Annotated in this window: 23 protein-coding genes, 1 tRNA gene and 1 pseudogene; 18 read left to right on the top strand and 7 right to left on the bottom strand. The window is 57.7% G+C overall.

The annotated features are described in order from the left end of the window. Nucleotides 1-8 precede the first annotated feature (8 nt). From JOD78_RS19170 to JOD78_RS19120, 11 genes are all read left to right on the top strand, one after another. On the top strand, nucleotides 9-224 hold the full coding sequence (locus JOD78_RS19170) for a hypothetical protein (protein ID WP_134040294.1): 216 nt from the start codon (nucleotides 9-11) through the stop codon (nucleotides 222-224). An 18-nt stretch (nucleotides 225-242) separates the two neighbouring features. Beyond that, the gene (locus JOD78_RS19165) at nucleotides 243-440 is read left to right on the top strand and encodes a hypothetical protein (protein WP_134136198.1); all 198 of its coding nucleotides are present in this window, start codon (nucleotides 243-245) and stop codon (nucleotides 438-440) included. A 135-nt stretch (nucleotides 441-575) separates the two neighbouring features. Next, nucleotides 576-926: an ogr/Delta-like zinc finger family protein gene (locus tag JOD78_RS19160; RefSeq protein WP_245202210.1), complete on the top strand. Its 351-nt coding sequence runs from the start codon at nucleotides 576-578 to the stop codon at nucleotides 924-926. Nucleotides 927-1,005: 79 nt separating this feature from the next. Then, entirely contained in the window at nucleotides 1,006-1,233 is a 228-nt protein-coding gene (locus JOD78_RS19155) for a hypothetical protein (RefSeq protein ID WP_209567361.1), read from the top strand. A gap of 94 nt (nucleotides 1,234-1,327) precedes the next feature. Beyond that, complete coding sequence (locus JOD78_RS19150; protein ID WP_209567359.1) at nucleotides 1,328-1,681, top strand: hypothetical protein; 354 nt, start codon at nucleotides 1,328-1,330, stop codon at nucleotides 1,679-1,681. After that, entirely contained in the window at nucleotides 1,671-3,722 is a 2,052-nt protein-coding gene (locus JOD78_RS19145) for a replication endonuclease (protein WP_209567357.1), read from the top strand. Before JOD78_RS19150 ends, JOD78_RS19145 begins: the two co-directional genes overlap by 11 nt. After that, complete coding sequence (locus tag JOD78_RS19140; protein ID WP_008330650.1) at nucleotides 3,719-3,865, top strand: hypothetical protein; 147 nt, start codon at nucleotides 3,719-3,721, stop codon at nucleotides 3,863-3,865. Before JOD78_RS19145 ends, JOD78_RS19140 begins: the two co-directional genes overlap by 4 nt. Further along, nucleotides 3,862-4,233, top strand: coding sequence for a hypothetical protein (locus JOD78_RS19135; RefSeq protein WP_209567356.1), 372 nt, complete (start codon nucleotides 3,862-3,864; stop codon nucleotides 4,231-4,233). Before JOD78_RS19140 ends, JOD78_RS19135 begins: the two co-directional genes overlap by 4 nt. Further along, on the top strand, nucleotides 4,233-5,273 hold the full coding sequence (locus JOD78_RS19130; protein WP_209567355.1) for a DNA cytosine methyltransferase: 1,041 nt from the start codon (nucleotides 4,233-4,235) through the stop codon (nucleotides 5,271-5,273). Before JOD78_RS19135 ends, JOD78_RS19130 begins: the two co-directional genes overlap by 1 nt. Beyond that, on the top strand, nucleotides 5,270-5,518 hold the full coding sequence (locus JOD78_RS19125) for a DUF4224 domain-containing protein (protein ID WP_209567354.1): 249 nt from the start codon (nucleotides 5,270-5,272) through the stop codon (nucleotides 5,516-5,518). Before JOD78_RS19130 ends, JOD78_RS19125 begins: the two co-directional genes overlap by 4 nt. 43 nt (nucleotides 5,519-5,561) lie before the next feature. After that, a complete protein-coding gene (locus JOD78_RS19120; protein ID WP_209567353.1) occupies nucleotides 5,562-6,602 on the top strand; it encodes a tyrosine-type recombinase/integrase in 1,041 nt (346 codons plus the stop codon). 413 nt (nucleotides 6,603-7,015) lie between these two features. Here the strand turns inward: JOD78_RS19120 and JOD78_RS19115 are convergent. Continuing rightward, nucleotides 7,016-7,091, bottom strand: a tRNA-Thr gene (locus JOD78_RS19115). Nucleotides 7,092-7,209: 118 nt separating this feature from the next. Beyond that, nucleotides 7,210-7,716: a hypothetical protein gene (locus JOD78_RS19110; protein ID WP_209567352.1), complete on the bottom strand. Its 507-nt coding sequence runs from the start codon at nucleotides 7,714-7,716 to the stop codon at nucleotides 7,210-7,212. Between the two features lie 297 nt (nucleotides 7,717-8,013). Between JOD78_RS19110 and JOD78_RS19105 the strand changes: the two genes are divergently transcribed. After that, nucleotides 8,014-8,340: a plasmid stabilization protein gene (locus JOD78_RS19105; RefSeq protein ID WP_209567351.1), complete on the top strand. Its 327-nt coding sequence runs from the start codon at nucleotides 8,014-8,016 to the stop codon at nucleotides 8,338-8,340. A gap of 213 nt (nucleotides 8,341-8,553) precedes the next feature. On the opposite strand, the pseudogene JOD78_RS19100 reads toward JOD78_RS19105, so the two are convergent. Then, nucleotides 8,554-9,354, bottom strand: a pseudogene (locus JOD78_RS19100) (branched-chain amino acid ABC transporter substrate-binding protein); the annotation flags it as partial. A gap of 269 nt (nucleotides 9,355-9,623) precedes the next feature. Here JOD78_RS19100 and JOD78_RS19095 point away from each other — a divergent pair. Further along, nucleotides 9,624-10,355 carry a hypothetical protein gene (locus tag JOD78_RS19095; RefSeq protein WP_209567350.1) on the top strand — a complete coding sequence of 244 codons (732 nt, stop codon included), beginning with the start codon at nucleotides 9,624-9,626 and terminating at the stop codon, nucleotides 10,353-10,355. Nucleotides 10,356-10,441: 86 nt separating this feature from the next. Beyond that, a complete protein-coding gene (locus JOD78_RS19090; protein WP_245202209.1) occupies nucleotides 10,442-11,284 on the top strand; it encodes a site-specific integrase in 843 nt (280 codons plus the stop codon). A gap of 86 nt (nucleotides 11,285-11,370) precedes the next feature. On the opposite strand, the gene JOD78_RS19085 is transcribed toward JOD78_RS19090, so the two are convergent. Beyond that, the gene (locus JOD78_RS19085) at nucleotides 11,371-13,014 is read right to left on the bottom strand and encodes a DNA repair protein (protein ID WP_209567349.1); all 1,644 of its coding nucleotides are present in this window, start codon (nucleotides 13,012-13,014) and stop codon (nucleotides 11,371-11,373) included. Nucleotides 13,015-13,246: 232 nt separating this feature from the next. Between JOD78_RS19085 and JOD78_RS19080 the strand changes: the two genes are divergently transcribed. Beyond that, nucleotides 13,247-14,665, top strand: coding sequence for a hypothetical protein (locus JOD78_RS19080; RefSeq protein WP_209567346.1), 1,419 nt, complete (start codon nucleotides 13,247-13,249; stop codon nucleotides 14,663-14,665). A gap of 407 nt (nucleotides 14,666-15,072) precedes the next feature. Here the strand turns inward: JOD78_RS19080 and JOD78_RS19075 are convergent, their stop codons facing one another. Next, entirely contained in the window at nucleotides 15,073-16,215 is a 1,143-nt protein-coding gene (locus tag JOD78_RS19075; protein ID WP_039784467.1) for a branched-chain amino acid ABC transporter substrate-binding protein, read from the bottom strand. A gap of 202 nt (nucleotides 16,216-16,417) precedes the next feature. On the opposite strand from JOD78_RS19075, the gene JOD78_RS19070 reads away from it, so the two are divergent. From JOD78_RS19070 to rpiA, 3 genes are all read left to right on the top strand, one after another. Next, a complete protein-coding gene (locus JOD78_RS19070; protein WP_008331218.1) occupies nucleotides 16,418-16,930 on the top strand; it encodes an Lrp/AsnC family transcriptional regulator in 513 nt (170 codons plus the stop codon). Between the two features lie 476 nt (nucleotides 16,931-17,406). Next, the gene (locus JOD78_RS19065) at nucleotides 17,407-19,170 is read left to right on the top strand and encodes a cation:proton antiporter (protein ID WP_034331239.1); all 1,764 of its coding nucleotides are present in this window, start codon (nucleotides 17,407-17,409) and stop codon (nucleotides 19,168-19,170) included. Between the two features lie 85 nt (nucleotides 19,171-19,255). Continuing rightward, nucleotides 19,256-19,936 (top strand): ribose-5-phosphate isomerase RpiA, encoded by a 681-nt coding sequence (rpiA, locus tag JOD78_RS19060; RefSeq protein WP_039784469.1) that lies wholly within the window; start codon nucleotides 19,256-19,258, stop codon nucleotides 19,934-19,936. Between the two features lie 88 nt (nucleotides 19,937-20,024). On the opposite strand, the gene JOD78_RS19055 is transcribed toward rpiA, so the two are convergent. Together JOD78_RS19055 and JOD78_RS19050 are read right to left on the bottom strand one after the other, a co-directional pair. Continuing rightward, entirely contained in the window at nucleotides 20,025-22,778 is a 2,754-nt protein-coding gene (locus tag JOD78_RS19055; protein ID WP_209567344.1) for a pitrilysin family protein, read from the bottom strand. Between the two features lie 147 nt (nucleotides 22,779-22,925). After that, nucleotides 22,926-23,198 (bottom strand): oxidative damage protection protein, encoded by a 273-nt coding sequence (locus tag JOD78_RS19050; protein ID WP_008331210.1) that lies wholly within the window; start codon nucleotides 23,196-23,198, stop codon nucleotides 22,926-22,928. Between the last annotated feature and the right edge of the window lie 64 nt (nucleotides 23,199-23,262).

Here is a 23,262-nt window from a genome sequence, read left to right as displayed (position 1 = left end):
TTTACTCTATGTCTACATCCGCTATTTCGTTGCCATTGAGAAATCAAACCGATATTCCGGCCGCCACGGATGTCACTTCGGTGGTTATGACCACCCGCCTTGATTCTCGCGAGGCGGAAAAAGTATCGGCCTATGCGGTTCAAGACCATCGAACTCGCTCGTCCTTTCTCCGCCTCATGGTGCTGAAGGGTATTCAAGCCTACGAACAAGAAATCCACCGTTGAACAGCCAAGGGATAAGCCATGTATCCAGACCCGAAACGCGTCCGCAAGCATCGCCACATGCTTAGCCTCGATGATTACGAGCAAGCAATTGTTGAATCGCTCGCTCACTATCAAGGTGAAGCGACCGCAACTATCTTGCGACAGCTTGCTCTGCGCCAAGCCGCCGAAATCCTCGCATCTGGCAATGGTGAAAGCGTAGCCCACGCAACGTTCTAAACCAAGGCATGAATAAGCAACTTTTGAGTAACTGAAAATGCCTTCCAACGAAACCATGCTCTCGGACGACGAACGCCAGATGATTGAGAATATCCGTCAACGGGAAGGTCTGGAGTCCATCGACCAGGCATTGGAATGGCTCGTAAAAACAGCGGTACGAAACGGCGTGAGGCGTATCACCGGCAGGGGCCGGGCGCTCTATCCCGTTGGGGGAAAATCCAAACCATGCGCGTAATCAGCCTGCCATGCCCGCACTGCCAAAGCCCGGTGCGCGCGGCTAAGAGTCGCACCATGTCCTCGATGATGAAGGAAATCACATACCAGTGCCAGAACGTTGAGTGCGGCCATACCTTCGTGGCCACGCTTGAAGTCTCGCGCACCGTGTCGATGTCGGCGATGCCGAATCCAGAAGTGCGCATTCCGATTTCCTCGCGCGCATTTCTGGCCGCCAAGAACCAGATGACGCTAGATCTCGCGACCGTCTAAGCGGTCGCCCCACTCCCGATAAATCAATGCCTGCCGTGCGCCGTATGGCGCACGCGGGATTCGCTCACCCTGAAAAATCATGGCCACGATTACCGATCAGCAAAAAGCCATCAACGCACTCACCTTGGTCAGGCTTCGAATGGATGAGGACTTGAAGGAATTCCGCTGCGCGCAGCGCATGCTGATGCACAAGGCCGCGCTCATCGACGAGCTGCGCTGGAACGTCATCTGGGAAGGCAAGAATGTCATTTCGAACAGGCTCGCTGCGCGCCTGCAGCGCATTGATGGTCTGCTCGGGGAATGGTGATGCGTAGCCTGCTGAGTTACTTCGTTGCCGGCCTGCTGCTGCTGCTGCTGGCGCCGGCCGTGCTGTCGGCTCTGGGCTGGGTGAAAGGCTGAACATGCGGTGCGCCCGTATCAAGGATCACGCGTCGTTCCGCCCTGCCACGGAGCTGCTGCGCGAGCGTGCGGCACAGGTGCCCACGCCACCAGGCGATCAGGCTGCAAAGGCCGAGTTGGAGAAGGCCATGACCCTGCTGCGCACTCGCCAGCGGCCGAACCACCAGATAGGCGTCGCGTACTCCTGGGCGGCTACTGCCAAGCCCATTCGTCGGCACATCCTGAGTCTGGCCGGTTTATCGGCAGATCGCTGGGAATCGCCTATCCATTCATTCACTGAAGCCGAACGCTTGGCCATGCGTCATGCCGTGCTTCGCGCAATCTCGACCTACGAAAGAGCCCTCAATGCAGTATAGAAAAGTCGACGCGAAGACGCGACGCCAGCACAAGGCCTTTCTCGATTCGCCTCAGTTTGCCAGCGAACTGGAACGCATCCCGCTGAAGTGGCGCGGCCGTGTTGTTAGCCAGGCGCTTGAGCTCATGTCGGTATGGCACTGGCGCCGGATCTTCGAGCCGGTCGCCCTCGATTTTGTCCGTGACTTCGCGGACCAGTATGTGCCGGCCGGAATTGATCTTTCGCAGGATGATGCGGAAATCTGCGCCACTGCCGAGAAGGCTGCCGAGAACGTCAAGAAGATGCTTTGGAAGGCGATTTCCGACACGCACGCCCGCGACATCATCGAGCAGGAATGCAGCGATTACGGCATTGACGTGCCTGAGGTGGACGACGATGACCTGCGCGCCATCATCGCGCGGGTAGTGGACCCACGCTGGTGGCGCCGTCAACTGCGCAAGGTGGTTGGCCGTGCCTTCGAGGGGGGCAATATCCGCTTGGGCTATGTCCACTATCACGGTGAGCCCTATGCCAGCAATGATGCAGTGCTGTCGCGCCTGGCACAAAACAAGCGCAATGCAGCGGCGTTGGAAGCGACGATGGTGCGGAACGAGGCCGGCCAGGAATTCAGCATCGCAGAGCTGGCCGAGAAGACCACCGCCAATAAAACCATTCGGCGCGGTGAGCTCATGCTGCGCATCAACGGCTTCGAAACCATTGCGCGCGAGTGCAAGGACGAAGGACTGTTCCTCACGTGGTCTTGCCCGTCTCGCTTTCACGCAACGCTACACAGCGGCAAGCCCAATCCGAAATATGACGGCTCTGACCCGCGCACAGCTAACAAGTATCTAGGCAAGATGACGGCCCTGGCACGCTCGGCGCTCGCACGGCGCGGCATCGGCCTATACGGCTTCCGCATTGCCGAACCGCATCACGATGGATGCCCGCATTGGCACATGCTGGTGTTCGTGCGCGCTCTGCCGGGCTACACCACCCCGCACGTCAAGGACGTGGCCGGCCGCGCTATCCGCGTGATGAAGCGCTACGCCTGGCGAGTGGGCCGTGGTGAGCCGGGCGCATTCAAGCGCCGCCTGGATGTGAAGCGCATTGACTGGTCGAAAGGCAGCGCCGCCGGCTACATCGCCAAGTATGTGGCCAAGAACATTGATGGCGTAGCCGACCACAAGACCAAAGAAGGCTACGTGGTGACCACTGACACGGCCGGCGATTATGAGCTGACGCCATCGGCGCGCGTAGAAGCCTGGGCCGCCCGCTGGGGCATTCGGCAGTTCCAGCAGTGGGGCGGCGCACCTGTGAGCGTCTGGCGCGAGCTGCGCCGCGTTCCGGCAGACATGGTGCAAGAGGCGCCGCCAGCGATGGCCGCCGCCTGGGATGCCGTACAAAAGGTCGAAGGCGAGAAGCGTGCATGCTGGGCGAGCTACTTGCGCGCTCAAGGCGGTGCCATCGTGAAACGTGACGATCTGATGGTCACCCTGGCCAAAGAAACCAAGACTGTCACCGGCCGCTATGAAGAGTGCGAACGTGTCATGCCCTATGGCGTGCAATGCCGCCAAATGGCGGGCGTGGTCTTTAAATCCGTTCGGCATACATGGACCCCAGTTCAGGGGCACGGAGCCCGCGCATCGGCGGGTTCGGGGTTCCCTTGGACTCGTGTAAATAACTGTACGCAGCCCGCTGGACCTGACTTTGCGGCCGATGTGTCCTTCGAGCCGAAGACATCACCGGCACCGGTCATGTTCAAGCCCGACCAAGCCGTGCAAATCGATCATGCCTGGCTCGCCCTGGGCGCATGTCCCTGGCCTCGACCGGTGGTGGACGACATGCCGGCATGGCTAGGCCCGGCCATGACCGCCGATGAACAGCGTCGCGCACTGGCGGCCTGGGATGCCATCAAGGCATGCCCCTGGCCGCGCATGGTGCCGCTGCCGGACAAGTCACCGCGTCAAGGCACGCCTCGCCAGGTGGCCGACTGGCGCGCCGGCCGGCTCGATGTGACCGAACTTCCAATTGATACCAAGCCAACGAAAGGGAACGCCCCATGACCGCGTTTCGTGTCGTCGTGCGCACTGCCAGCGCACGCCATTCCTACACCGCCATCGCAGCCCATAGCTGCGACGTGATCGCCGCCGCCGTCGATCGCTTTGGCGTGTGCTCCGTAACGGCCACCAAGGAGAAGAAGCAATGAATGCAGCTGTGAAATTTGATGTGATTGCCCCCGCCAGCAAACCGCGTGACTTCGTGATGCAGCCACCTCGGTCCCTGGACCGTATCACGTTCAAAACGCCCGACGATGGTGTGCTGGCCGGCTATGTATCGGTCATCCGCCAGCACCTGGGCAACGGCGAGCGATTCGCCTGGGTAGAGCTGGACAACGAACTGGCCGGGCAATTCCGTGGCGTGCCACTCGCCGACATCATCAACTGCGACGATGCCGGAGAAGGGCGCCGCAATGCGCCTGCTTGCGCCAAGTCGCGCCGTCTGTGCTTATCCGACTATAGCGGATGCCTAGAAAGCGCGTTGCCAAGTCCCGATAGGGCCTTGATGGGGGCTTGATGTCGGGCGCCTATTACAACGAAATCGACCCGTTCGCGGCTGCATGGCTTCGCGAGCTTATTAAAGGTGGCCACGTAGCCGCCGGTGAAGTAGATACCAGGAGCATAGAGGATGTACGACCTGACGACTTGCGAGGATTTGAGCAGTGCCATTTCTTCGCCGGCATCGGTGGCTGGTCACTCGCGCTACGCCGCGCCGGCTGGCCAGATGATCGACCTGTTTGGACTGGTTCCTGTCCGTGCCAACCTTTCTCCACGGCAGGCCAAGGAGCTGGATTTGGTGACGAGCGGCATCTCTGGCCGGCCTTCTACTGGCTCATCCAAGAGCGCCGCCCTGCAGTCATCGCTGGAGAGCAAGTTGCGAGCAAGGACGCAGATCCTTGGCTCGACCTTGTACAAGATGACTTGGAAGCCGTGGGCTATGCCTTCGGGGCGGTTGCGTTCCCGTCTGCGGGCGTCGGTGCTCCGCACATCCGAGACCGCGCGTACTGGATGGCCTACTCCGGCAGCGCACGATCATTCCGGAGGCGGCAGCTGGAAGGTGGCTATGCAGAAGATCAGTGGAAAAAAGAGGCCGAGCGGCAACGGCATGCATTCGGGTCTGAAGGATTTCGCGCATCTGGCCGGATGGCCCAGCACGACAGCTACGGACGCATTGCGTCAGCCATCCCAGGACTTCACTACTCCGAACATCACCTTGAATCATGCAGCGATATTGGCGGGGTGGACTACGCCGACCAGCCGGGACTGGAAGGACAGCGGCGCGGACATCAAGCCGCGGGCAGACGGATCGCTGCGACTAGATCAGTTGCCGCGTCAGGCGAATCTCGCATCGAATCCACAACCGGCCCGGCTAACGGACTCTGGAGGCCTGCTGATTGGCTGCTCTGCCGGGATGGAAAGTGGCGGCCAGTTGAACCCGGCACATTCCCGTTGGCTCATGGGATACCCGCCCGAGTGGGACGACTGCGCGGTTATGGCAATGCGATCAATGCCGAGCAAGCGGCGCTCTTTGTCGAAGTGATGCAAGAGCTCTTATGAAGGGAAAACACATGTTTCTAAATTCTAGCGAGCTTGATGAACTTACTGGAATCCGGCGTGGCAGAACGCGGGCCGGAATCAAACAGACTAAGTACGAAATGCAGGCCGCGTTCCTGCGCGAAATTGGCATTCCGTTTATCTCGAATGCGCGCGGCCGTCCGGTGGTACTGCTGTCGGCGGTAGAATCGCGCCGCACGGCAGAGGCCCCGAAAAAGGGATGGAAGCCAGCAGTGATTGGGGCATGATATGGGGCGCAGGCCGTCGAAAAATTCGAATCTTCCACGTGGCATGCGTGCGCGTGAGCAGCGAAGTGGGGTAATCTATTACTACTACGATGCCGGCGGCAAGCCGCGTCGTGAGATTCCGCTCGGCTCTAACTACGTCGAGGCCGTGCGGAAGTGGGCCGAATTGGAGGCGATGCCGCCTTCCACCGTGTCCAAGGTGGTGACCTTCCGCTATGCCTGCGAGGTGTATCAGAAGAAATATATGCTGGATAACAGCCCAAAGACCAGGCGTGAGAAGCTGCGGCAGTTCCCGTTCCTCTTCGAATTTTTCGACAATCCACCGGCGCCGCTCGAAGAAATCAAGCCGATCCACGTCCGCCAGTACATGGCCTGGCGTAGCAAGAAGCGGCAGGATTCTTTGCGCGAAAAGGGGCTTGAGGTGAAGGGCGACGAAGGGCGCGTAGCGGCCAATCGTGACAAGGCGCTGATTTCGCACGTTTGGAATGCGGCGCGGGCCGAGGGGCTGACCGATTTGCCCAATCCCTGCGCCGGCATCAAGTCGTTCCGCGAGGAGGGGCGGGACGTCTATGTCTATGACGACATGTATTCCCTGGTATGGGAGAAGAGCGGCCAAGTGCTGCGCGAGGCGATGGATCTGGCATACCTGCTCGGTGGCCGGGTGGCCGACGTGCTCAAGGTGGACGAGAAGCACATCCGCGAGGGCGCCATCGAGGTGACGCAGAACAAGACCAACAGCAAGCTGCGCATCGAAATATCGGGGGAGCTGAAGGTGCTTGTCGAAAAAATCTTGGCCAGGAAGAGAAGTATTGTCGGAAAAGTAACGACAACGCGCCTGCTGGTGAACGAAGAGGGCCAGCCGCTCACCTATGAAACCTTGCGGAGCAGGTTCGACAAGGCGAGGGAAGATGCCGGAATTCCGTTTGCTGAGTTCCAGTTCCGAGACCTGCGCGCCAAGGCAGGCACGGACAAGACTGATTCCGAAGGGGTGAGGGCGGCGCAAGGACAGCTGGGCCACAAGAGCGTGACGACGACGGAAATCTACGTTCGAAAGCGTCGCGGTCAAAAGGTAACGCCGACTAAGTGATAAAGCCGCCTCAAGAATGAGGCGGCTTTTTGTCGGCGCTCTTTACGATTGCGATTGGTAATACACCAATATCTCATTCCCGTAACCGCTTTGATCTAACAAGTGGACAACCTGCGTCACGATAAATGCTGGATCGGTATTCGACCACATGATTAGATCCCCGACGCGAGGGAGCGCTTGCAGTTGCTTTTTGAATCGTAGTGAGTCGGACGCCGCGCCATCTTTGTTCCGATAAATCAACGTGCATTCGATCATCTTTTCCTCTTTTAGCCGGTTGGTGCTCGTTTGGATTATGGGGATGTCGAATGCGAGTTACAAGTTGTTAATATCGGCTAAGTAGCTAAATTGCGGAGCAAAGCCAGAATTGCGGAGCAAAAAAAAGCGGCCTGCATCGCTGCAAGCCGCTTCTGTTCTGGTGCTGATGGGCGGAATCGAACCGTCGACCTACTGATTACGAATCAGTTGCTCTACCAACTGAGCTACATCAGCAAAAGTCCGCGATTATAACGGGTTCTTTCCGCTTCTTCCACACCCCGGCCAGAAATTTTCAGCTTTCTACCCCCTCGGGCAGGCCCGCCAAGCCTGCGCTAGCCTCACAACATAGCGTTCAGCCATCAATTTTCTTGTCCTCTTCCTTGGCCTCTTCCATGGCATCCGGCTCCAATTCCTCAGCAGAACGGTTGCAATAAATGAAATATCCCCACGCCGCCAGCAAGACACCGGTCCCGACCAGCAGGGCGGCAGCATAGATCATGTCCGCCGCTTCCTCATGCGCGGCACGGAAGGTCATCACCAGTCCCTCGATAGCCAGTGCCACGATCACCACCACGAAAAACCGTGACAGGAAGCGCCGCACCCGCGTCGGCGCGCTGATGTTGGCGTCGCGCACCACCTCTTCCTCCGTAATGGTCTCGGCAATCTGGAATGCCACCACCGCAGCCGCCAGGATGCCGATGGCCTCGATCAGCTCCTGGGCCTGCGGCAGCCCCAGGCCTTCGCTGACCGCCTCGTAACCCATGTTCGCCGCAATGGCGATCAGCGCCAGGGCGCCCAGTGCAAACAACAGCGCGATCACCGCATGCACTACACCAAAGACCGCCGTGATCTGTTTCATTGATTCCTCCCGTCCGTTTTGTGATGAGCGATTGGACTGATGAGTTGCATAAAGGTTGTCGCCACGGATCATCGTTGTTTGTTGCCGCGGGGAATCAATATCGGCTGCGGCCGCGCGCTGCGGGCATCGGCGAGCAGGAGGCTGACCGAGACCTCCATCAGTCTTACAGCGTTTTCAGACGAAGCGGGATGCAAGGGCGGCATAGGGGAGCGCAACATCGATGCATCAGCACTGATCGTATCCCTAGCCAGTCCGTGCAGAATGTCACCGGCTGGCGCAACCGCAGAGGAGGCCATCATGCCGCAGACCGCATGGAGCAAGAAACGTGAACGCCAGTATGAACACATCAAGGCCGGTGCCGTCAAACGCGGCACCAGCACTCGGCGCGCCGAGGAGATCGCGGCCCGGACCGTCAACAAGGAACGGGCCCAGCACGGTGAATCCAAGACGGCCAGCAAGACGTCCACCCAAGATATGTCACCCTCTCGACGGGGCGGCCTGCGCTCTCATGCCGGATCTGGCGGCCGCACGTTCAAGCAGTTGTATGCGGAAGCGGCAGCGCGCGGTATCAAGGGGCGTTCGTCGATGAACAAGGCTGCACTGGAAAAGGCGCTTTCCCGATAAGTGGAAATGGCAACGTCACGAAAAAACTAAAGAACCGTCCGCAATACCCTGTTCCAAAACTAAGTAAACCGGCGTAAAGCGTAAACAATTAAAAAAATATGCGCGAGTAGGCCGCCAAACGACAACGCCCCCGATCTGCATCGGGGGCGTTGCTTTGTTTCATGCCCTGACATCCAGCCCGCAAGCCAGCCAGCAGGGCAGGGCGACCGAAATTTACTTGGTCACGGCCAGCACGGTACGCTGGCCACCCTTGTAGGTGTACAGGGTCAGCGAACCATCCTTGACATCGCCCTTTGCATCGAAGGCGATCACGCCGGTCACGCCCTTGTGGCTGATCTTGGCCAGTTCGGGCAGGTACTTCTTGGGATCGGCCGAGCCGGCCTTGGCCATGGCGTCCGCCACGGTCATGGTGGCATCGTAGGCATAGGCCGCGTTGTAGACCACATCGATGCCGAACTTCTTCTTGTAGGCTGCGCGGAAGTCATCCATGCCCTTCTTGCCGGAAGCGTCCACGCCACCGGCTTCGGCACAGATCACCTGGTCTTCGCCCAGGCCATCACCGGCCAGGCCCGGCAGGGAGCCGGTACAGATGCCGTCGCCGCCCATGAATTTGGCGCCGATGCCCAGTTGCTTCATCTGGCGCAGCATCGGGCCGCCCACGGCGTCCATGCCGCCGAAGAAGATCACGTCCGGCTTCTTGCCCTTGAGCGAGGTCAGGATGGCGTTGAAGTCGGTCGCCTTGTCATTGGTGAACTGGGTGCCGACGATGGTACCGCCGGCCGCCTTGGCGCCCTTGGCGAATTCTTCTGCCACGCCCTGGCCGTAGGCAGTACGGTCATCGATCACGGCGATCTGCTTGGTGCCCAGCTTCTGCACGGCATACTTGCCCAGTGCGGCGCCCAGCTGCGCATCGTTGGCGACCACGCGGAAGGTGGTCTTGAAGCCTTGCTGGGTGTACTTCGCATTGGTGGCCGAGGGGGCTACTTGCTGGGTGCCGGCATCGCTGTAGATCTTGTACCTAGAACACTTAAGGAAACAGAGAAAGAATGGCCTTTTCGGCGAGTTTGAAAAGTGGTTTTGATGGACGTAAAAATGCCCGGATCAACGCGCCAACGCTGCCGGGCTCACACAACTAATCTTTAGGGGAAATTGTGCTTACGACGAGTATAGACAAGGCTGCGGCCAATGCAAATCTTAAGGCGTCACTTGGTTCCTATTTCGCTGGTACGGATGCAAGGCGTTGGAAAACGCTGACAGTAACGGAATTCCCGAAGGGCGTAGAAATGTTCCTGGACGAGGGGTACGAAACCCATAGTGATGGTCAGATATTCGACTACGCGACAGAGGTTGAGGAGCCGACGAAACGCGGCGAAGGCGATCACGAGAAGGCCCGGATTGCTGCGGCTCGTCGCGCAAAGACAAAGGTGCGCAGGCTGGCGAAAATGCTGGAGGCTGATTGCCTGCTTACTCTGACTTACCGAGAATGCATGACCGACTATGCACGAGTCGAGGCTGACTTTAAGGCCTTCAGGGAGCGTCTGCGCAGTCTGGGTGAGTTTCACTATGTCGCCACCTTGGAAGTGCAGAAGCGAGGCGCATTACACGTGCATATAGCCTGTCAGCAGTTTCCGGCGTGGCTGAAGAATGAGCATGGAATGCGTGTGAGAAGCTGGAACCTGATTCGCTCAATGTGGCGTCGTGTCGTTGGAAAGAACAATGGCAATGTTGATTTCACTAGGCCGCGCGGGCGTAATGCCGCGCACCGTATCGCCAGCTATATCAGCAAATACGTTTCAAAGAATTTGGAGGAAGCGCGCTTCAACAAAAAAAACTATTGGGCTTCTCGCGGCATTCCGAAACCGAACCAGTACAAAATCTATTTCAAGGCGGATACGGACAGTTTTGACATTGTGGTGCTAATCGCGCAGGAATTTTCTATGCGGGGTTTCAACGACATCACCCAATATCATGACCGTCTCAATTCCTTCTACTGGTTTGCGGCGGGGGAAATTTAGGATGCGCACGTTGAGGAATGTTGAGGATTTCCTTTTGTTCATAGAGGTTAACATTTCCCTTGAATGAGGGGGAAAGGGGGCTGCAGATGGTAGTTGAGAAAACGTGGGATGACGCTGTAGCGATGTGGCTCATAGACAAAGCGGAGAAGCGCTCATTGAAGTCTGATGAGTCAAATATTCGTTGGTTGAACATGTTTCTACGCGGGATCCCTTTGCTGCATATTGACCGTGAAGTTGTTGCTCTCTTGCGGACGAAGAAGATTGCAAGTGGTGTGTCTAATGCCACCGTTAATCGCATGCTAGCTTTGTTGCGCTCGATTCTGAGGATGGCGGTGGTTGAGTGGGATTGGCTTAAGTCCGCACCACATGTGAGATTGCTGCGCGAGCCTCAGCGCCGTGTTCGGTTTTTGTCTCCCAAACAGGCCGCTCGGTTGCTTGAAGAACTTCCTCCACATCTGGCCGCTATGGCGGCATTTTCATTGGCGACCGGGCTGCGCCGCTCAAATGTCACCGGGCTGCGTTGGGAGCAGATTGATATGAGAGAGCGGACAGTTTCTTTCGATGGCGCTTTAATGAAGAATGGAAGATCTCAAGCTGTTCCATTGAACGATGACGCGATGCGCATCCTTACTGCTAGGAAAGGTTGCCACCCCGTGTTCGTGTTTACCTATAACGGTAAGAAAATCGTCCAAGTGAGCACTGCTGCGTGGTACAAGGCTCTGAAGCGAGCTGGCATCAATGACTTTAGGTGGCATGATTTACGGCATACGTGGGCAAGTTGGCACGTTCAAAGCGGGACGCCACTACTCGCCCTGCAGGAGCTAGGCGGTTGGGAGACATCGGATATGGTGCGGCGCTATGCGCACTTCTCGAGGATAAATCTCGCCGCTTTCGCAGCAAATTTGCCTCCCACCACTTTCCCGGTATAACGGAAAGAGTTATGGCGCTATTTTGCGCGAACTTTTGCGGTTGGCCCTGGGAGATGTGCCGAGGGCTCAACGCTTTTTACAGCTACTCATCCTTTCTTAGTCGGAAGCTTGGTACCTAAAACCCGCCAGAATGAAGAGTGAATGTAAATAATAGAGGTTGGCTTAATTGAGCCAACACTCGGACCTTCGTTTAAATGGAATGACCAGAACGTAGTTGTGGTGCTATCCGGTTTGATTCCTACTAAGCCAACCTCATACAGGACTAAGAAAAGTTTTGTCAGGACTGAGTGGAGTGTGCCTTTCCCTGCTAAAAAGTAGTCGTTCGCAGCCATCAGTATCGGGTCTGTCTCGGTAAAAGCAGAGATAGTCGAATAGTAGATTTGCTCTAGTGTTTGAGCAGATATCGCTCCAAGCTTGAAAGATATCGGTTGTTCTTCGAGAATCTTAGCGTAACCGGTCAGCTCGGGGTATGTCGCTCCCCATTCTTCTTGCAATGCAATAAAGCGCTTTCGGGAGTATTCGCCCTCGGCCTCTGAGATGATACTTGTTGTAATGGAGCTTCTGTCTTCAGCTCTTTCTAAGCATCCGTTCACGAACAAAATCGCGTCCCGTGGCCGATAGAACGTCCTTTCCAATAAATAGTCGAGGAATCCGAGGCGGTCAATCTGTCTTGGAAATAATTCCAGAAGTTTCACTGGGCGGGATGTGTACCGTTTGCGAACAAGTTGCTCTATACGTTTGTCAAGGAGATCCCAAATTTGCTGGCGTGTCCAACGCAATTTCAAATACAGGGAAGAGTACTTTTCTTCTTGAAAACCGGAATTCTTGGTTGCGTTAATTACTCGGTTTAAGAGGTCAACTCGAAGAGAGATGACGACTTTTACTGACTTTATTTTCTGGAAAGAGCGTACCGTTTCAATTAGTGCCCGAATAAGACTGTATCGAAGTTCGTCTTCGACCCATTGTTCGTCCAGTCCATCTATGGTTATGAAATACTTTTGTTGCGGGTCGTTAAACATATCTTCAGATAACAGCCGAATTACATCGGCCAATGCCTTAATCTGAATTTCATTGACGACTTTACGTCCTCTCTGAATGACCTCTTGCTTCTGCTCCTCAGTTAATTTTTGACTTCCCGAAGCATCAAGATGAACAGGACCTAGCGTTCCGCCTATGGACGCCTTCAAGTCGGACTCAACTTTCGTTGTTAGTTCTTTTACTCTGTATTCAGTCTCGTCCCAGAACTTTTCGCCCCAGTCACTCAAATACCTAATTCCATCTTCTTTTGACTTGTCTTTTTTGGACTCGAAGAGCTTGCTCAAGAAGGAGCGTTTTTGCTCCTCACTGTTGATCTTGTATTTATATTTTAGTAGTTCTACTGCGAGGACATGCTTCCATAACAGCTGGTAGAAAAGATCTAAATTCACTCCAGCTGAAGTGAAAAACTTAAGGATGTCCGAGTTGGAAATGTAGCTGAGCGAGAGGTTCTGTGGAGGCAACTCGATTACGTTGTCTTCTACTTCTCTCAGCCTCCGGATCAGAGCGCTCTTTCCGGATCCCGTTCGCCCCACGATTATGCGCTTCGGGTCCGTGGAGTCTCGCAGGGTGTCTAGATCTCCGGTTGATACGAAACAGCTTGAGAGATACTGGTCATCAGATTCTGCGTCCGCAGTACCGACAGTGTCGTTACGTTTAAATCTAAACGCGATTCCCTCATCCTTATTGTTCATGTTTCCCCCGGTTTTTCCATTTGTGTTATCAGAATAGCATGACTTGCATCCGCATGCTACGTACGCAGAATGAGAAGCCTCGTACGACTGGTGACGCGTGCCCAACTCGCAGCGGCGGCTCCAGGCTATGTCCGCATTGGAATTGTTTAGGGCGAAATACCGTTATCGTTGGAGGTATGTGGGCATGAAATGGCTAAGCTGATCATGATAATGTGCTGAATAACGGACATTAATGATTGCTCACGACAATTTTTTATTTGGGGAGAGGTATATGTATGTCAAAGAAGTGATTTCTTACGGGGGCGCATGGGCAAATTTGCAAGAACAGTTTCCTGAGCAGTTGCATTCGATATATGCCATCGCAGATAGGCTGACTCGCGAGGTGATGAAGGCTCAGCCCGCGCCCAAATACATGGCTAATACGAATCGGCTGCACTGGAGCCAGATTGATCAGGGAGTGCATAACGAGATAGAGCAAGCCGGCTGGGCATTGGTCCTTAAAAGCGAACATCGTCGAGCTCGTTTAAGTATGGCTGGCTTGGGGTTTATTCAGGATCAAACCTCGTTAGCTTTTATACGAACTCGGGATTCAATGAATCGGTGGCTGTATACAATAACTCCCTTAGCGACAAAACATGGGTTCGTTAGAATCCCCGTAGCGCTGGTATTCGATGATCAGGATCTGGCGCAGTTGCTTGGCCGCCCGTCGGTGCCTCTGAGTGTATATAGCCGTCTGAAAATGGATCTGCAAGCGTTAGCGCCTTTATCCAATCCCAGTCCGTTTCTTATTATTGCTTTGTCGCTCGACGAGGCCAAAGCCCAAATTATTGAGATTCCTACAGATGTGGATGTCCAAAGTGTGAGTGTTGTTGTTAACCGCGCTATTGAGTTTCCTCCTGAATACAGGCAAGCGGGTATTGGAATATTGAGTTACTTCAGCACAGTTCTTGAGGAAAAATATCCGGGAAATGATGCTAGGGTTCGAATCGAACAAGATGGGTTGAGTGTTCGACTCATAGTCGAGAGCGATAACGGCAACAGAGAAGTGATTGAGCGAGCGTTACAAGAATATGAAATGGTTGTGCGAGGGGATGCACCGGTTGATTCCCTGTTTCAGAACAAGGTAAAGATTGTTGAGCTCCAAACTGAGCTACGAATTGCACAGCTCCGAGTTGAAAACCAACGCGACATAATTTCGCTGCAGGGGGAGGAAATTAAAAGCTTAAGGCAGCTGATCGGACATTCGTTATCGCAGAGTCACCCAATAGCTGTGAATGTAAGTCCAGTTATTTGCGTCTCTAATGCTGTGCAGATTCGAAACGATGTTCCGGAGATCCTACTTCAATTGCAACGCCTTTCAGAGTTGACTACTGATAATTCGCAGATGCAACTTCGGCTTCTCGATATGCAGGATGCCTTCGCTGCTCTCGGCGAAAAGAGCACCCCGGATGATGCGAAGGCGTCCAGCGCAATGAAAAAATTGAAAGCTTGGCTCGATGACGCGGCGGCCGTAGGCTCGTCTACGAACAGTTTTCTTCAAAAAGTGGGTGATGGGCTGGAGGTTGTTCAGAAGCTCGCTAAGCATTACAACGCCGTAGCGGAGTGGTGTGGAGCACCACAGGTGCCCAGGATTTTTCTCGGCGAGGATTAATTTTAATCTATATCGACAACAAAAAAGCCCGCTTGAGCGGGCTCTTCAATCATTGAAGCTTTGACGTCGTAGTTGCTTCATGCGATGTCGGACTGTTCTGAAGCCTATTCCGTGATTACGAATCAGTTGCTCTACCAACTGAGCTGCATCAGCAAGAGTCCGCCATTGTAATGACCCAGTGAAACCTGCTCAACTCAAGAAGCCAACGCAAACGCCTCAGCTGGCGTCTTTATCCTTAAATAATTAAAACAATTTGCGATATCGCTGCGGCCGACCTTGGACAATACGCATGGCATACAAGCCCCTTCAAACGACAACGCCCCCGACAACCATCGGGGGCGCTGCATTTTTTAACCGACCCTGAAAACCAGCCCGCAAGCCAGCCAGCAGGGCAGGGCGACCGAAATTTACTTGGTCACGGCCAGCACGGTACGCTGGCCACCCTTGTAGGTGTACAGGGTCAGCGAACCATCCTTGACATCGCCCTTTGCATCGAAGGCGATCACGCCGGTCACGCCCTTGTGGCTGATCTTGGCCAGTTCGGGCAGGTACTTCTTGGGATCGGCCGAGCCGGCCTTGGCCATGGCGTCCGCCACGGTCATGGTGGCATCGTAGGCATAGGCCGCGTTGTAGACCACATCGATGCCGAACTTCTTCTTGTAGGCTGCGCGGAAGTCATCCATGCCCTTCTTGCCGGAAGCGTCCACGCCACCGGCTTCGGCACAGATCACCTGGTCTTCGCCCAGGCCATCACCGGCCAGGCCCGGCAGGGAGCCGGTACAGATGCCGTCGCCGCCCATGAACTTGGCGCCGATGCCCAGCTGCTTCATCTGGCGCAGCATCGGGCCGCCCACGGCGTCCATGCCGCCGAAGAAGATCACGTCCGGCTTCTTGCCCTTGAGCGAGGTCAGGATGGCGTTGAAGTCGGTGGCCTTGTCATTGGTGAACTGGGTGCCGACGATGGTGCCACCGGCGGCCTTGGCGCCTTTGGCGAATTCTTCTGCCACGCCCTGACCATAGGCGGTACGGTCATCGATCACGGCGATCTGCTTGGTGCCCAGCTTCTGCACGGCATACTTGCCCAGTGCGGCGCCCAGCTGCGCATCGTTGGCAACCACGCGGAAGGTGGTCTTGAAACCTTGCTGGGTATACTTAGGATTGGTGGCCGAGGGGGACACTTGCGGGATGCCGGCATCGCTGTAGATCTTGGAGGCCGGAATGGTGGTGCCGGAGTTCAGGTGGCCGATCACGGCGGCGACCTTCTGGTCGACCAGCTTGGTGGCGACCGCAGTGGCTTGCTTGGGATCGGAAGCATCGTCTTCACCCAGCAGTTCGAACTTGACCTTCTTGCCGCCAATGGTGAAACCCTTGGCGTTCAGTTCTTCGACGGCCATGCGCGCGCCGTTCTCGTTGTCCTTGCCCATGTGGGCGTTGGGGCCGGAGAGCGGGCCCACGTGGGCGATCTTGACGACTTCCTGGGCATGCGCGGCGCCTGCGAATGCCAGACCGATGGCGGCAGTTAATGGAATAATGGCGCTCTTGAATTTCATAACACTCCTCTGTAGATTGGATTGACCACTTTTAATGTTTTGTCTCACAACACAGTTATTCAGATCCTTGTTGCGGTGACCAGGCGTGCTGCTTTGCTTTCGTCCCCGACTTTCTGAATAATGCGACGGTACAACATAAGAATCGGCCAAGCCAAGCAATTTTTGAATGGCCGGCCTGAACCATCATCCTCGACTCTGTCCCATGGCTGCCAAACTTCACACCCTCGACAAGGTGGATCGCAAACTGCTCAACATGCTGCAGAAGGACAACCAGATCTCCACGCGCGTTCTGGCTGAAAAACTGCACATCTCGCAACCGACCTGCCTGCGCCGCATCCGCGAACTGCGCGAGGCCGGCATCATCAGCGCCGAGGTGGCCATGGTCGATCCCTTCGCACTCGGCTACGGCATGCTGGCCTTCCTGGAGATCTCGCTGAACAACCAGTCCGACCAGCACATGCAGGACTTCGAGCAGCGCATGGCCAAGGAGGCCGAGGTGATGCAGTGCTACTTCGTCTCCGGCGAATACGATTACTTCCTGGCGGTCCATGTCATCGACATGGATGCCTACTATCAGTTCGTCAGACGTGTGATCTCAGGATCAGGCAATGTGCGCCACTTCCAGTCGCGCTTCCCCATGAAGCGGGCCAAGTTCACCACCCGCATCGCCTTCGATGAAAAGGCGGTCGAAGTACAGGTGCGCGTGCCCGGCTGAACGCTTGCCGCCTGCCCGCGCGGGGTTGGCGGCCAAGCTCATCCATTGCGTTTTGTTAGATTTCGGTGCGTCCATTCCTCGGGATGCACCCGGATTTACTAACTTTTTCATTTTGCTGGATGGCGATCCCGTTGTGCAGGAGTGTTCGCTCCGCAAGGCAGGCACGTACTTTGCATTGCAGTGCGGTTGTCAGTTGTGTTATTTTCGGGGGCATCCCGCAGTGTGCGATGAAGAGGTCTCCCGCCGCTGCGTCTTCGCTGAAGCAGTACCGTGGTCATCAGCAACAAGAGCGGACACAGATCAGCACCCAGCGCCGGGCCCGTGTGGCCGGCCCGCCAGCAGTACCCGCAATCCCTATCATCCACCGTCCGCGGCCCATGCCGCAGGGCGCAGCCTTGCCCGGTGCCGCAGGTTCTGCGAAGCCATCCAGCCACTCCTGCAGCACGCTGCAGAACACAGAAAGGAAATCCCGCACGATGCACGAAGTCGAGTTATTCATCCAGGACATGGCCATCATCATGCTCATTGCCGGCATTGTCACCGTCGTCTTCAACAAGCTGAAGCAGCCGGTGGTGCTGGGCTACATCGTGGCCGGCGTGATCATCGGTCCGCACACGCCGCCCTATGACCTGATCCAGGATGAGAAGACCGTGCACATTCTGTCGGAGCTCGGGGTGATCTTCCTGTTGTTCTCGCTGGGGCTGGAATTCAGTCTGAAGAAACTGGCCAAGGTCGGTGCCACCGCCTTCATCGCGGCAGCGGCCGAGATCCTGCTGATGATCTGGATCGGCTACGAAATCGGCCTTTACTTCGGCTGGAAGCGCATGGACGCCATCTTCCTGGGCGCGATGCTGGCCGTGTCCTCCACGACCATCATCGTCAAGGCCTTGAATGAACTCGGGATGAAGAACGAGAAGTTCGCGCAGATCATCTTCGGTATCCTGATCGTCGAGGACATCCTCGCCATCGGCATGATCGCGCTGCTTTCCGGTGTGGCCACCAGCGGCTCGGTGGATTCCACAGAAGTCTTTACGACGGTGGGCAAGCTGGTGCTGTTCATGACGGTCTCGCTGGTGGTCGGTATTCTCGCGGTGCCGCGCCTGCTCAGTTTCATCGCCCGCTTCAAGAGCAATGAAATGCTGCTGGTGGCCGTGCTGGGCGTGCTGTTCGGCTTCTGCCTGCTGGTGATGAAGCTGCAATACAGCGTGGCCCTGGGCGCCTTCCTGGTCGGCGCGGTCATGGCCGAATCGCGCCAGCTGCACCGCATCGAACGCTTGGTGGAACCGATCCGCGACATGTTCTCGGCCATCTTCTTCGTGGCCATCGGCCTGCTGTTTGATCCCAACGTGCTGGTCAAGTACTGGATGCCGATCACCATCATCACGCTGGCCGTGGTCTTCGGCAAACTCATCAGCTGCGGCCTGGGGACCTTCGTGGCCGGGCAGGGCGGCCGCACGCCGATGCGCGTGGGCATGGGCCTGGCGCAGATCGGCGAGTTCTCCTTCATCATCGCCGCACTTGGCCAGAGTCTGAAGGTCACCAGCGATTTCCTCTATCCCATCGTGGTGGCGGTCTCGGCGGTGACGGCGCTGCTCACCCCTTACCTCATCAAGGCCGCCGACCCGCTCTCGGCCAAGGCGGTCACGCTGGTGCCGGCGCGCGTCTCGGGCCTGCTGGGCATGTATTCGCGCTGGCTGGAAAGCCTGCAGCCAACGGGCGACCGCGCCGAACTCACGCGCATCATCCGCCGTATCCTCATGCAGGTGATGGTGAACCTGGCGCTGGTGATTGCGGTGTTCCTGGCGGGGGCCTTCTTCGTCGATGGCCTCTCGCGTCAGCTCTCGGCGTGGACGCCCGATCCGGAGGTGCAGAAGGCCATCATCTGGGGCTGCGCGTTGGTCATTTCCTTGCCCTTCCTGATCGCCACTTACCGCAAGCTGCAGGCGCTGTCGATGCTGCTGGCGGAGGTCAGTGTCAAGCCGGAGTTCGCGGGAGCGTATACTTCCGGAGTGCGCAAGGTGGTCTCGGAGGTCTTGCCCATCATGTCCATCGTGGGCATCATGCTGCTCATCTTCGTGCTCAGCGCCAGCATCCTGCCCCCGTTGAACCTGCTGGCCTTCGTGCTGGCCGCCGCTGCCGGGCTGCTGTGGTTGCTGTGGAGCAAGCTGGTCAAGCTGCATTCGCGCCTGCAGATCGCGCTCTTCGAGACCCTGGATGAACAGCCGGATGACGTGCATTGAGCATTGCCGATCCTGCAAGGTGAGAATTTTTTGCGTTGCCAAAAAGGGGACGCTCCCGGTTTTATTTACGTTGAACTGAACCATCATGACTCAAGACGAACTCAAGCAAGCCGTGGCCAAGGCCGCCATCGACTACGTGGTCGACGGCGAAATCATCGGCGTGGGCACCGGCTCCACGGCCAATTTCTTCATCGACGAACTGGGCAAGATCAAGCACCGCATCAAGGGCGCCGTGGCGTCCTCCGAAGCGACTGCCGAGCGCCTGCGTTCGCACGGCATCACCGTGTTCGATCTCAACGAGGTCGAGACCATGCCGGTCTATATCGACGGTGCCGATGAAATCAATGGCAGCGGCGCCATGATCAAGGGCGGCGGCGCTGCACTCACGCGCGAAAAAATCGTGGCATCCGTGGCGCAGAAGTTCGTCTGCATCGCAGATGGTTCCAAGCTGGTTGATGTGCTCGGTACTTTCCCGCTGCCGGTGGAAGTGATCCCGATGTCGCACGCCGTGGTGGCCCGCAAGCTGGCCGCACTGGGCGGTGAGCCGCGCCTGCGCCTGAACAAGAATGGCGACGGCAAGCCGCTGGTTACCGACAACGGCTGCTACATCATCGACGTGCTGGGCCTGGCCATCACCGATCCGGCCGACATCGAAGACAAGATCAACAACATCGTCGGCGTGGTCACCAATGGCCTCTTCGCGCGCCAAGGGGCCAATGTCTGCCTGCTGGGGACGGCCGAAGGCGTCAAGAAACTGGAGTTCTGAGAACCTCCGTTTTCTTAGTCGCAAACAAAAATGCCCGTGTCGCAGGACACGGGCATTTTTTTCATCTCGATGATTTCAGGCGGATGCCTCACGGCTGGCTGGCCTTGGCCTCATCCCGAGCAATCACCACGGTCATGCGCGCCGGATCGATGTACTTGCGCATGGCCGCATTCAATTGCGCCAGCGTCAGGTCGGCCAGCTTCAGGTCCAGCTGCTGCTGCCACAGGAAGCTGCGGTTCAGGTTCATCAGCGCGCTCCAGCTGGTGGCGATGCCGCCATCACTGGCGCGCTGCTGGTTGCGTTGCTGCAGGATGCCGGACTTGGCGCGCAGCAGTTCCTCCTCGGTGAAGCCATCTTTGATGAGAAGGGCGATTTCTTCGCGCACGGCGGCATCGACCTTGTCCAGGTTCTGCGGGGCAGCGATTGCGCGCACGCTGAAGTAGCCTGCATCGCTGATGGCACCGACCTGCAAGCCGCTGTTGATGCCATAGGACAAACCATCCTTCTGGCGGATGCGATCCGCCAGGCGCGACTTCAGGCTGGAGCCGCCGAGCAGGTAATTGGCCACGGCCAGGGCCGGATAGTCGGGATCATCATCGCGCAGGCGGATGTTCTGGCGGGCCAGGTAGACACCGTTTTCCTTGTCCGGCGTATCGATGAGGATGCGCTTGGGCGGGATGTCGGCCCAGGTCTGCAGCACGCGCGCATAGGGGGCGGCACTGGTCCAGCCGCCGAAGGCTGCATCGATGGCCTTGCGTGCAGCCTCCGCATCGAAGTCTCCGACTACCGCGACTTCACCATGCGAGGCCCCGTAGAAGCGGCGATGGAAGGCCTGCACCTGTTCCAGCGTCACCGCCTGCACGGCAGCGATGCGTTGTTCCAGCGTCTGCGCAGCGCGCCAGTCGCCGTCCGGGTAATGGTTGAAGTGCAGTTGCAGCGTTTCGCCGGCACGCGCGTCCGGCTCCTTGCGCGTGGCTTCCAGCGCCGCCACGGTCTCATTCTTCAACTGCGCGAATTCAGCCGGATCCATGCGCGGATGGCGCAGTACTTCGCCTACCAGCGCAAACGCCGGGACCAGATTCTCGCGCGTGGTCTGGAAGCGATAGACGTTGCCGTTGATCTTCAGGCGCGTGAATTCATCGGCCAGCTGGCGGCGATCCAGATCGCGCGTGCCGCGCATGAGCATGGCCGCCGTCAGCGAGGCGACCGCACGCTGGCCGAACAGGCTATCGGCATCGCCAAACTCCAGGTTCATGCTCACCGACACCGTCTGTCCACGCGACTGCTTGGGCAGCAGGGCCAGCTTCAGTGCGGTGTGGGGCGGCTGGCCTGGCGCTACGCGTGTGGTGCGCTGTTCGATGTTGCCCGGGGCCGGGTCGAAGGCTTCGCCCGAGGCGATGGCCGGGCGCGGCTGGTATTGCGCCAACAGGGATTCCACGCTCGGTGCGGGCGGGACCTCGGCACGCTGTGGATGATCTTCCGGCAGGTAGAGACCGACCGTACGGTTATCGCGGCGGAAGTAGCGGCCAGCCGCCGCAGCGATGTCAGCGCTGGTCAGCCGCTGCTCCAGATCGCGTTCGATGAAGACCAGACGCCAGTCACCACGTGCAATCGCATTGGACATCGCCACTGCCATCTGCTGTGGATTGTTCTGCAGCGTCTCGAAGTTGTTGGCACTCTCGCGGCGCAGGCGTGCCAGTTCCTCGGCGGTCGGCGGTGCGGTGCTGAAGGATTCGACGGCGCTGATCATGGCCTGCTTGACCGGTTCGATGTCAGCGCCTGCCTTGACCTGCGCCACGATCATCTGCAGCCCCGGCGCGTAGCCGCTCAGCGGCATCGCATAGACCTGCGTGGCCAGTCCCTTTTCCACCAGCAGCTTGTGCAGGCGGCCATTGGGCGTGTCGGTCAGGATGTCGCTGGCAAACGAGAGGGCGGTGGCATCCGGATGCAGCGCGGAGGGCATCTTGTAGCCCAGCGCCACCAGTTGCAGGTCGCCACGGCGGCGAATGGCGAACTGGCGTTCGCCGTCCTGAGTCGGCTCCACGGTCCAGAATTCAGGCAGCTTGCGCTTGGGCTTGGGCAGGCGGCCGAAGCTCTGGTTGACCCATTGCAGTACCTGTGCCGGATCGAACTTGCCGGCAATGAGCAGCACCGCATTGTCGGGCTGGTAGTAGGTGCGGTAGAAGGCTTGCAGGTTCTCGATGCGCACGTTCTCGATGTCGCTGCGCGCGCCGATGGTGTTGCGGCCATAGCTGTGCCAGTCGTAGGCCACGCTCTGCATGCGCTTCAACATCACGCGCGAGGGCGATGTCTCGCCGGATTCAAACTCGTTGCGCACCACCGTCATCTCGCTGTCGAGATCCTTGCGCGCGATACGGGAATTGACCATGCGGTCGGCTTCCATGGCAATCGCCCATTGCAGGTTGTCCTTGCCCGCCTCGAAGGTCTCGTAGTAGTTGGTGCGGTCCAGCCAGGTGGTGCCGTTGAAGTTCATGCCGCGCTTGCTGAATTCTTGCGGGATCGCCGGGTTGTGCGGCGAGCCCTTGAACATCAGGTGTTCCAGCAGGTGCGCCATGCCGGTCTCGCCATAGTTCTCGTGGCGCGAGCCGACCAGGTAGGTGATGTTGACGGTGACCGTGGGCTTGGAATCGTCCGGCAGCAGGAGCAGCTTGAAGCCATTGGCAAAGCGGTATTCGCTGATGCCCTCGGCGCTGGGGCCTTGCGTGACGCCGGCTGGCAGCGTCGGCGCAGCGCTGGCCGTGGCCGCGTGGGCCCAGGGGGAAACAAAGGTAAAGCCGAGACTGACGGCAAGCACGGCAAGGCGCAGATGACGCAGGGACAAGATGAGCTCCAGCGGGAAGTCGGTAGGGAATCAGGGTTCGGAGTCGGCATTGTAGACGAGCCGGCCGGCGCGATGCGTCAGCCAAAACAAACGCCGCCGTGGCGAACCAGGGCGGCGTTGCGGCCTTGCTCAAGCGACCAGGGCAGCTTATTCGCTCGGCGGCACGTAACCGGCGGCGGCATCGGCGCCTTCGCCGAAGAAGTGCTTCTCCATCTGCGCGGCCAGATACTTGCGGGCGCGGGCGTCGGCCAGCATCAGGCGGTTTTCGTTGACCAGCATGGTCTGGTGCTTGAGCCAGGCGGCCCAGGCTTCCTTGGAGACACTTTCATAAATGCGCTTGCCCAGCTCGCCCGGATAGGGCGGGAAGTCCAGGCCTTCGGCTTCCTTGTTCAGTTTGATGCAATGGACCATGCGTGCCATGTCGATTCCTTGGTTCGTTAAATTGAAATGCCTGGGACGGGCGGGCCAGCGATGGGGGTCAGCG

The sequence above is a fragment of the Herbaspirillum sp. 1130 genome, from assembly GCF_017833835.1.
Lineage (GTDB): Bacteria > Pseudomonadota > Gammaproteobacteria > Burkholderiales > Burkholderiaceae_D > Herbaspirillum > Herbaspirillum huttiense.
Note: the sequence above shows the minus strand (reverse complement) of the source record. Positions and strands in the feature narration are given on the sequence as shown.